The sequence below is a fragment of the Paenibacillus sp. TAF43_2 genome (genome assembly GCF_052113545.1).
Lineage (GTDB): Bacteria > Bacillota > Bacilli > Paenibacillales > Paenibacillaceae > Pristimantibacillus.
Window position 1 is genome coordinate 1 of the sequence record NZ_JBFRDK010000213.1, and the last position, 9,595, is coordinate 9,595.

The 9,595-nt window shown below is 44.2% G+C and carries 10 protein-coding genes; all 10 read left to right on the forward strand.

Translation table 11 applies throughout. The features are described from left to right. On the forward strand, window positions 1–360 hold a 360-nt coding region (locus AB4Z17_RS29055; protein WP_441963698.1), incomplete at its 5' end, for a chorismate-binding protein. Further along, the gene (gene trpD / locus AB4Z17_RS29060) at window positions 360–1,412 is read left to right on the forward strand and encodes an anthranilate phosphoribosyltransferase (protein WP_441912629.1); all 1,053 of its coding nucleotides are present in this window, start codon (window positions 360–362) and stop codon (window positions 1,410–1,412) included. The genes AB4Z17_RS29055 and trpD, both read left to right, overlap by 1 nt. Next, window positions 1,399–2,199: an indole-3-glycerol phosphate synthase TrpC gene (gene trpC, locus AB4Z17_RS29065; RefSeq protein ID WP_441963700.1), complete on the forward strand. Its 801-nt coding sequence runs from the start codon at window positions 1,399–1,401 to the stop codon at window positions 2,197–2,199. The genes trpD and trpC overlap by 14 nt, the downstream gene beginning before the upstream one ends. Beyond that, on the forward strand, window positions 2,196–2,873 hold the full coding sequence (locus AB4Z17_RS29070) for a phosphoribosylanthranilate isomerase (RefSeq protein WP_441963701.1): 678 nt from the start codon (window positions 2,196–2,198) through the stop codon (window positions 2,871–2,873). The genes trpC and AB4Z17_RS29070 overlap by 4 nt, the downstream gene beginning before the upstream one ends. Further along, window positions 2,870–4,075 carry a tryptophan synthase subunit beta gene (trpB, locus tag AB4Z17_RS29075; protein WP_076271332.1) on the forward strand — a complete coding sequence of 402 codons (1,206 nt, stop codon included), beginning with the start codon at window positions 2,870–2,872 and terminating at the stop codon, window positions 4,073–4,075. Before AB4Z17_RS29070 ends, trpB begins: the two co-directional genes overlap by 4 nt. Then, window positions 4,062–4,871: a tryptophan synthase subunit alpha gene (gene trpA, locus AB4Z17_RS29080; RefSeq protein ID WP_441963703.1), complete on the forward strand. Its 810-nt coding sequence runs from the start codon at window positions 4,062–4,064 to the stop codon at window positions 4,869–4,871. The genes trpB and trpA overlap by 14 nt, the downstream gene beginning before the upstream one ends. 730 nt (window positions 4,872–5,601) lie before the next feature. Beyond that, a complete protein-coding gene (gene hisC, locus AB4Z17_RS29085) occupies window positions 5,602–6,699 on the forward strand; it encodes a histidinol-phosphate transaminase (RefSeq protein WP_441963704.1) in 1,098 nt (365 codons plus the stop codon). A gap of 4 nt (window positions 6,700–6,703) precedes the next feature. Next, the gene (locus AB4Z17_RS29090) at window positions 6,704–7,795 is read left to right on the forward strand and encodes a prephenate dehydrogenase (RefSeq protein WP_441963706.1); all 1,092 of its coding nucleotides are present in this window, start codon (window positions 6,704–6,706) and stop codon (window positions 7,793–7,795) included. 365 nt (window positions 7,796–8,160) lie between these two features. After that, window positions 8,161–8,712: a hypothetical protein gene (locus AB4Z17_RS29095; protein ID WP_441963708.1), complete on the forward strand. Its 552-nt coding sequence runs from the start codon at window positions 8,161–8,163 to the stop codon at window positions 8,710–8,712. A gap of 137 nt (window positions 8,713–8,849) precedes the next feature. Next, the gene (locus AB4Z17_RS29100) at window positions 8,850–9,332 is read left to right on the forward strand and encodes a hypothetical protein (protein ID WP_441963710.1); all 483 of its coding nucleotides are present in this window, start codon (window positions 8,850–8,852) and stop codon (window positions 9,330–9,332) included. Window positions 9,333–9,595 lie beyond the last annotated feature (263 nt).

Here is a 9,595-nt window from a genome sequence, read left to right on the forward strand (position 1 = left end):
GTATCTGGCGCACCTAAACTAAGAGCAATGGAAATCATTGCGGAGCTGGAAAATGAAGCGCGCGGCGCATATGCAGGAGCAATTGGATACTTGGGCTTTGGCGGTACAATGGATACTTGTATTACGATCCGCACCATTATTTTTAAGAACGGTAAAGCCTATGTACAAGCAGGAGCGGGAATCGTTTGGGATTCTGTTCCGGAGAGCGAATATTTGGAGACGGTCAACAAGGCGAAAGGCAGCCTTAAAGCTATTCGTGCGGCTGAAGCGATTTTTGCACAGCCAAAAAGTGCACCGGATTCCTTCAATTCCATTAACTCGGATTATTACGTCAAGGTCGGAGAGGGGATTGGTCAATAATGCAGGCAACCGAAGCGATAACGATGCAGCAAGCGCTGAACCAGCTTATTGGCGGCTCAAGTTTGACGAGGCAGCAAGCAGAAATGGTGATGAACATCATCATGAACGGCGAAGCAACAGCTGTACAAATAGCTGGCGTCGTAACTGCGCTGCGGATGAAAGGCGAGACGAAGGAGGAGATAACCGGGTTCGCTGAGGCAATGCGCGCGCATTCCAGCCATCTCCATACTGAACAAGAAGGTTTGCTCGATACATGTGGCACCGGAGGATCAGGTATTCATAAATTCAACATCTCAACTGCTTCCTCCATTATTGCTGCGGCGGCAGGCATCCGAGTTGCCAAGCATGGCAATCGCGCGATGTCTGGGAAAACGGGCAGTGCTGATGTGCTGGAGGCGCTTGGCGTACAAATTACGATAACTCCTGAACAAGCCGCACAATGCTTGGAGGATATCGGCATTTGCTTTATGTTTGCGCAGTTGTATCATCCATCGCTTCGCCATGCTGCTGCTCCGCGGCGTGAGCTCGGTATTCGAACAATCTTCAACATGCTTGGACCGCTCACAAATCCCGCTGGAGCAGATAGACAGCTTCTTGGATTCTACGATCGGAGCCGCACCTCTACGGTTGCCGAGGTGCTCGGCGAGCTTGGACTAAAAAGAGCGATGGTTGTAAGCAGTCATGATGGGCTTGATGAAATTAGCATCTCTGCACCTACACAAATATCTGAGTTATTAAACGGTGTTGTGAAAACCTACGATGTTACGCCAGAGGAGCTTGGACTAACAAGGTGGCCGATTGCGGATGTTATGGGTGGTGAGCCGGAAGTAAACGCAGCACTTATTCGTTCTATTTTCTCAGGCGAGCAGCGCGGGGCTTATCGTGATATCGTGCTAGCCAACGCAGGAGCATGTATATATGTAGGCGGGAAGGCACAATCGCTTCGCGAGGGGGCAGAGATTGCTGCCAAGGTGATCGATTCAGGCGAGGCGCAGCGGAAGCTCGTTAGTCTTATTCATACGACAGGAGAGTTGGCAAATGTTTCTGGATAAAATTGTAGCTACAAAACGAACTGAGGTTGAGGAGCTGGCGGCTCGCTTTGACCTTGCACAGGTGGAGAAACAAATTTCGGAGATGGAAGCATGCCGCGGCTTTGAACATGCATTATCGGCAGCTGGCCGCAACAGAAGTATGGGACTGATTGCCGAGGTAAAGAAGGCGTCGCCTTCAAAAGGGCTGATTCGTGCTGATTTTGAGCCAACTACGCTTGCTTCACAATATGAAGCAGCTGGTACGGATTGTATATCAGTGTTGACGGATCGTGATTACTTTCAAGGATCTAATGAATTTCTGCAGGCCGTGAAAAAAACGGTAAAGGTACCTCTATTAAGAAAAGATTTTACGATTGACCATCGTCAAATTTATGAGGCGCGCTTAATCGGAGCGGACGCAATCTTGCTCATCGCAGCTATTATGACGCCAACGCAGCTTGGTGAGTTTCATGATCTTGCGAAGTCGATTGGGATGGATGTGCTCGTAGAAGTGCACAACAAAGAAGAGCTGGAAGGCGTTCTGGAGCTGGACAAAGCAACGCTCATCGGCATTAATAACCGTGATTTGAAAACATTCGTTACGGATCTAAAAACGACCGAAGAGTTAATCGGACTTATGCCAAAAAATGTTACTGTCATTAGCGAGAGCGGAATTGCGGGTAATAGCGATATGGATTACTTAAAGTCAATCGGCGCTCATGGTGTATTGATTGGTGAATATTTTATGCGGCATGAGCAAGTAGGACAATCGGTTATTGATTTAATGGGTGCGGTAACCGTTCGATGAAGCAGCAGACGCGTATCAAAATTTGTGGTCTGATGGATGTGCAAACGATTCAGCAGATGGATGGATTGCCTATTCACGAAATCGGCTTCATCTTTGCACCCAGCAAGCGATTGGTGGAAAAGTCGACTGCATCGCAGCTTATATCAGCGGCTTCGAAGTTAAAGGCAGCTGGTGGTGAGCGCCCGAGAACGGTTGGCGTATTCGTAAATGAAACCTTTGCTAATCTGCAAGAACTTTTGTTAGTCGCTCCTTTAGACGTGGTTCAATTGCATGGCAATGAATCGGCAGCGTTTTGCCAAATGGTGCGTGAGCAGCTGAACGTTCAAGTATGGAAAGTATTTTCCATGAAGAAGGAAGCCGAGGGCAGCTCGCCAATGTCTGCTCTAGAGCGATTAACGCCATACCGAGCTGCTGTTGATGCCGTACTGATAGACGCACCTGGCGGCGGCACGGGTCAAACCTTCGATTGGGAAGCGATAAAAGAATATATGCAAGCAGCTGAGGAGCTTGGCATTACTTTGTATGTAGCAGGTGGTCTGCATGCAGGAAATGTGCAAGAGCTGCTAAAGACATATGCGCCAAACGGGATAGATGTATCAAGCGGTGTTGAGACGGATGGACGGAAAGATATTGAGAAAATCCGATTATTTGTAAGAAGGGTGATGGAAGCATGACACAAGTACCAGATGAGAATGGACGCTTCGGCAAATTTGGCGGCAGATATGTGCCAGAAACATTAATGACAGCATTATTAGAGCTAGAGGAAGCTTATCAGCATTATTCCAAGGATCAAGCGTTTCAAGACGAGGTTACTTACTTGTTGCATAAATACTCAGGTCGTCCGACTTCACTATACTATGCAGAACGACTTAGCGAGCATCTTGGCGGCGCGAAAATCTACTTAAAACGTGAAGACCTGAACCATACAGGTGCACATAAAATTAATAATACGATTGGTCAAGGCGTACTTGCCAAACGTATGGGTAAATCAAAAATCATTGCAGAAACAGGCGCAGGACAACACGGCGTTGCTTCTGCAACGATAGCAGCTTTGCTTGGTCTAGAATGCAAAGTATTTATGGGCGAGGAAGATATGAAGCGTCAGCAGCTTAATGTTTTCCGGATGCAGCTGCTTGGCTCTGAAGTTGTGCCCGTTCTATCAGGGACGAGAACACTTAAAGATGCATGCAACGAAACCCTTCGTTACTGGGTTAGCCATGTTGAAGATACGTATTACATTTTGGGTTCAGTTACAGGCCCGCATCCTTATCCCATGATGGTTCGTGATTTCCAGCGTATCATTGGCGACGAGGCTCGCAAGCAAATATTGACTGAAGAAGGTCGATTGCCGGATTATGTTGTTGCAGCTGTTGGCGGCGGAAGCAACGCAATGGGGATTTTCTATCCATTTATCAATGATGACAGCGTGAAGCTGCTTGGCGTTGAGGCTGCTGGCCGCGGTGTAGATACGATTGAGCATGCGGCAACAATGACCAAAGGACGTCACGGTGTATTCCAGGGCTCGATGAGCTATGTGCTGCAGGATGAGTATGGACAGGTTCAACCTGCGCATTCGATTTCAGCGGGACTTGATTATCCTGGTATTGGACCAGAGCATGCCTACTTGAAAGATTCCGGACGTGCTGAATACGTTCCTGTAACGGATGCTGAGGCGCTAGATGCTTTGCAGCTGCTATCGCGCACAGAAGGCATTATTCCAGCTCTGGAATCAGCACATGCGATCGCTCAGACGATTAAGCTTGCGCCTACGCTTGATAAAGACAAAGTCGTCGTTGTCAGCTTATCCGGACGTGGAGATAAGGACGTAGAAGCAATTATGGGTTACTTGGGGGTAAATAAGCATGAATCTCATTGATACAGCATTTGCAAGGCTGAAGTCTGAAGGCAAAACGGCGTTAATTCCTTTTGTTACGATGGGTGATCCTGATCTAGCTACTTCGGTTGCTATCATCCAAACGCTCGAGAAGGCAGGCGCTGACATGATCGAGCTTGGCGTGCCGTACTCCGACCCGCTAGCGGATGGTCCTGTTATCCAGCGTGCATCTGAGCGAGCATTGCGCCATAACAGCATTACAATTAAGGATTGTATTGAAATAGCTGAACAATCACGTGAGGCCGGCGTTAAAATTCCATTCATATTGTTCACTTATTACAACCCGGTGTTCCAATATGGGCTTGAAGCATTTTTCGAGCTAGTACAGAGCAAAGGCATCAGTGGTCTTATTATTCCTGACTTGCCAATCGAAGAAGATGAAGAGGTTAGGCAGCTTGCGGAAGCAGCTAATGTACATCTTATTCCTCTTGTGGCACCGACATCCAAGGATCGGGTAACACGTATTTCACGCAAAGCAAAAGGATTTGTCTACTGCGTTTCATCTCTTGGCGTAACAGGCGTGAGAGCTGATTTTCATACGGGTATTGATGAATTCCTCTCGATGGTACGCGAAGCGACCGATTTGCCAATTGCGGTTGGCTTTGGCATTTCCAGCCGTGAGCAGGTTGCTCGCTTTGAAAAGCAATGTGACGGCGTGATCGTGGGCAGTGCAATTGTGCGTACGATAGAAGATGCCATTCCACTGCTGAATGATGCTGTTACGCGTGAAGCGGGACTTAAACAAATCGGCGATTTTGTTGCTCAGCTTAAAGGGTAAGCGGACTGTTTTAGATAAAGGAAGTTATACGCTGCGGAAGTGGCTTGTAATCGACGTAGTATATTAATAATAGCGGAAAGCTCTCTAGACTTGGTCTAGGAGAGCTTTTTTTGCTTTATCGGGTTAAGAGAGGAATTTGTAGCAGGGAGCTGTTTTTGAGGGATTTCGGTACGGTGATTCGGGGGTGGAGAGGACGGATGGTAAAGCGCAAGGAAAAATGGAGAAGCACGAAGCTGTTAATTTGAAAAGTAACTTTTGAAGCTAGCTTACGGACATAAGATCCGTTATTTTAGAATAATTGGCTAAAATTATTATTTAACGGACGTAGAATCCGCTATTTTATCTAAAAGGCGTTCAATTGTATTGAATTTTTAGAAATAAGGGATCCTATGTCCGTTATATCGAGAAAAAGCATGATTATCATCAAATAAGGGATCTGATGTCCGTTATTTGAATGAAGAACTTGAAAAATCAATTTCTAATGATGATTTTGAAGTGTTATTGGCATGGAAGCGGATGTTCTTCAATTCATTTTATACACAGAAACCGAACCATTGATTAAAAAAAGTGTCTTTTGCATCATAAGTTCATTAAACATATATCACAATTTCGATATAATCTTGCGCAATAGACCAATCTTGTGTTAAAAAAACTTTAAAACCTAACACAGATATGAGACAATGGATGTCGAGTAATGAGACTAGTCAATTATAAAAGAGGTGAACGGCTCATGCAGCCCAAAAGTAATATCGTCCACCTTCCCGTCTATCAACCTGGAAAGCCGGTTGAAGATGTTAAGAGGGAGCTAGGGTTAAAAGAAGTCATCAAACTTGCATCTAATGAAAATCCGTTTGGCTGTTCTGAACAAGTTAAAGCAGCAGTCATTGAAGAATTAGGCAGTTTTAATATTTATCCAGATGGTGCGAGCGTTGAACTAACGGCTGCACTTGCGGAAGAGCTTGGCGTAGATACGAACCAAATTATTTTTGGCACGGGCTCCAGTGAAATTATTCTTATGATTAATAGAGCGTTTATCGTTCCTGGCGACGAAACGATTATGGCGGACGAAACCTTCCCGCAATACAAGCATAATGCAGAAATTGAGAATGCAACGATCATAGAGGTTCCTCTAAAAGATGGCAAGCATGATTTGCCTGCAATGCTGTCTAAAATTACTGAGCGAACTAAAATCATTTGGATTTGCAATCCGAATAATCCAACGGGTACCATTGTCACACTGCCTGAGCTTTCTGAGTTTTTGCAGCAGGTGCCGACGAATGTGCTTGTTGTGCTTGATGAAGCCTACGGGGAATATATCGATGACCCACAGTTTCCAGACGGAATACAATTGCTGCGCGAGCACCGCAATTTAATCGTGCTGAGAACTTTTTCGAAAATTTTTGGCCTAGCTGCATTGCGGATTGGTTATGGCGTTGGGCATCCTGATGTCATTCGTTATACTAATCAGGTACGTGAACCTTTCAACACGTCGCGAGCGGCACAAGCTGCAGCGAAAGCAGCACTTGCTGACAAAGCATTTATTGAATATTGTCGTGACCAAAATAAACAAGGTCTTGCATATTTGTCGGAGCAATTTGATCGCCTTGGCTTATCTTACTTCCCTGCATACGGCAACTTCGTAATGGTAGATGTGAAGCGTTCATCACCTGAAGTATTCGACGGTTTGCTGCGCAGAGGAATTATTTCAAGACCGCGCTGGATTTACTACCCGAATCATATTCGGATTACAGTTGGTACAAGTGAGCAAAATGAAAAATTCATTACAGCACTAGAACAGGTTTTGCAGGAATCGGCGGTGCAAGGATAAAGTTATGACGACTGTAGCGATTTTTGGAGTAGGGTTGATCGGTGGTTCGATCGCCCTTTGTTTTAAAGGAAAACCAGATATTACAGTAATCGGACATTCAAACCGCCCCTCGCAGGTAGAGAAGTACATGCAGCGTGGTGTGGTTGATTTTGCAACGACTTCAATGCAAGAAGCGGCCGAGCAAGCAGATTTTATATTCGTTTGTGTACCGGTCGGCAACATTGAGGAGTATATCGAGAAGCTCAGTGCGTTTAAATTAAAACCCGGCTGTATCATTACAGATGCTGGGAGCACGAAGGCTTCTGTTATGGCATGTGCAAAATCACTTGATTTTGGACAAGCTACTTTTATTGGCGGGCATCCGATGGCTGGCTCTGAGCGTACAGGAGTTGAAGCGGCATCTTCGCATCTGTACGAGAACGCCTTCTATGTGCTTACACCTGATGAGAATACGCCTGAGGAATCAGTAGAGCGTCTAGTTGATCTACTCAGCCATACGAAAGCGAATATCGTAAAAGTTGATGCGAAAGAGCACGATGAGATAGCAGGCGCGATAAGCCATTTGCCGCATATCATTGCCGTGTCGCTTGTGAATCAGGTTCGCGGATATAACGAAAATAATTTGCTATATGAATCGTTAGCAGCAGGGGGCTTCCGCGATATTACACGGATAGCATCAAGCGATTCGATTATTTGGCGTGATATATTAATTAATAATCGCAAGGTTTTGCTTGAGCTGCTGCGCGATTGGAGCAAGGAAACAGATAAATTTGTGTCCATGCTGGAGAGTTCAGATGGGGATGCGATTGCTGAAGCTTTTGAAACAGCAGGTCAATTCCGCAGCAAAATGCCTGAGCGCCGCAAAGGCATGATTCATTCTGCATTTGACTGTTATGTCGATATCCCAGATCATCCTGGTATTATCGGTAAAATCACAAGTGAGCTTGGGAACAGCCTTATCAACCTGAGCAACATTCATATTATTGAGAGCAGAGAAGACGTGCCGGGCGTTCTAAGACTTTCTTTCCGAAGCCAAGAGTATTTGGATCAGGCTGTTATCGTACTTACTGCTAAAGGCTATGACGTACACCTTTAATCGGGTGTTCGTCATTTTTGATTAAAAAAAGCGTTTACAATTTATTTCGAACAAAATGAAAACGCTTATTGACAAAATGGAAGCGTATACATATAATAAAGGTACAGTATGGTTTCTCTCCACTCCTATCCAAATCCTATAGTGCTCATCATGAGTACGGACCACCCTTCGGGGTGGTTTTTTTTTGTTTATAAGGTGACCCATCTGACAATGGCTGCGGTATAAGGATCTATCTAGTTGAACCTTAATATGAACGGGCAGGATAGTTAAAGAGCTGTCGAGAATACTGTAATTAGAAATTGTTCAATAATTGTATAGAAAGAAGACAGTGATAAGTGTTACTCTCCAAAAAAAAAGGTGGAAACATGGCAATCCAGGATTCCGTTGAAAGTTATATTGAAATAAAAACACAAGAAGAGATGGATTGTTTTTTTGATTCTGTCAATGGATTTCATGATGGTTTAATTAAGGAATTCCACTTAATAAATGACGCATACATTGATAAACATTTATCGATGGTTTGCGGCTTTAAGTACAATATGAGAATCCTTATTCAACGTCAATGGGAAAAACCATCCGCTGTCGAACTCCTTCTAGGTGATGTTGTCGAAATGAACTTACCTAAATTGAATTACGAAATATATAATTCTTTTGGTACAATTCATATTTCTAAAGCCAATGAAACTCCTGAAATAACGATAAATCTCGATGGCAATGTATTTGTCTGTCGTAAAATGTTATATCGCGAAGTCTCCGAATGGATGGGAAGAGAAAGTCGATTTGGTGATGAAATTATAGTGAACAATTCTTTCCAATTAGAGAAATTAGAGGATGGTTGGGTACTATGTTCAAACTGTTTAGAAGCGTGGCAACCGATTAATAGGAAAGTGTTAAAATGTCCGAAGTGTTTTTTTTGATGCAGAATTACAAACAACAGGCAGTCGGCGTTCGGCGGCTTGTTGAGCTAACAGGCAGTTTAACGCAGCATGCGACTTCAGAGCTATACTTATTATCTAGCACTAATAAATGTTCTAGGACGATGAGGGTGTGAAAAATGACTAGTAAAATTGTAGTTTGTAATGACATTGGTCCTTATTTAGAAGCATTGACTCGTGGTAATGAATATGAAGTGATAGCTGAGGATGAAGAAAAAGAACAGTTTAAAATAAAAGGTGACAACAACCGATCCAGGTGGTTTAAGAAGTATTATTTCGTAAGTTCTGGAATTAGTGTACCCGTTATAGTTAGTTGGAAATTTGACAATTCAGTTGAGGATTCAAGTGCGAATTCATTAGAACACATCGAGATCTCTATTTTATTTAATGATGGTCAGACGAGATGGTGTTCAATCTGTACGAAATCGGGGCTAATGGATTATTTAGAGCGAAATATGGATGGTAATGTATATTTAATTGAGAATCAAATAATTGTGAGGAGTTTTTCATATGAATCAGTCAATGATGCATTAAACGACTTAGACCAGCATAATCAATTGATAATTTCGACCAAATCATTGAACTCCCTTGGTACGATATGATTTTCTCACGATTGCTCGCTTATTCGCAGGATTTCGCCCGGTTGGTAAGGGCTGAAAGACAAGAAGGGGAACGCCGTGTTAGACTTCGGCAACATGAAGGCGCACGGGAATAAAGGGGGGTATTGTCGCCCCATATACTTCCATTTACTGCACGCATTCTCCACGCCGCCCTTGGAGGTTTTCACTCCCATGTCTTAACGGGTCAAAGCCCTCTCATTCCTTCGTTACGCCTATCCAAGGGGTGGAGGCCGGTCTTGCTAACG

Coding starts and splice junctions, on each gene's coding strand:
- trpD (WP_441912629.1), top strand. CDS start 360: ATGCAGGCAACCGAAGCGATAACGATGCAGCAAGCGCTGAACCAGCTT.
- trpC (WP_441963700.1), top strand. CDS start 1,399: ATGTTTCTGGATAAAATTGTAGCTACAAAACGAACTGAGGTTGAGGAG.
- AB4Z17_RS29070 (WP_441963701.1), top strand. CDS start 2,196: ATGAAGCAGCAGACGCGTATCAAAATTTGTGGTCTGATGGATGTGCAA.
- trpB (WP_076271332.1), top strand. CDS start 2,870: ATGACACAAGTACCAGATGAGAATGGACGCTTCGGCAAATTTGGCGGC.
- trpA (WP_441963703.1), top strand. CDS start 4,062: ATGAATCTCATTGATACAGCATTTGCAAGGCTGAAGTCTGAAGGCAAA.
- hisC (WP_441963704.1), top strand. CDS start 5,602: ATGCAGCCCAAAAGTAATATCGTCCACCTTCCCGTCTATCAACCTGGA.
- AB4Z17_RS29090 (WP_441963706.1), top strand. CDS start 6,704: ATGACGACTGTAGCGATTTTTGGAGTAGGGTTGATCGGTGGTTCGATC.
- AB4Z17_RS29095 (WP_441963708.1), top strand. CDS start 8,161: ATGGCAATCCAGGATTCCGTTGAAAGTTATATTGAAATAAAAACACAA.
- AB4Z17_RS29100 (WP_441963710.1), top strand. CDS start 8,850: ATGACTAGTAAAATTGTAGTTTGTAATGACATTGGTCCTTATTTAGAA.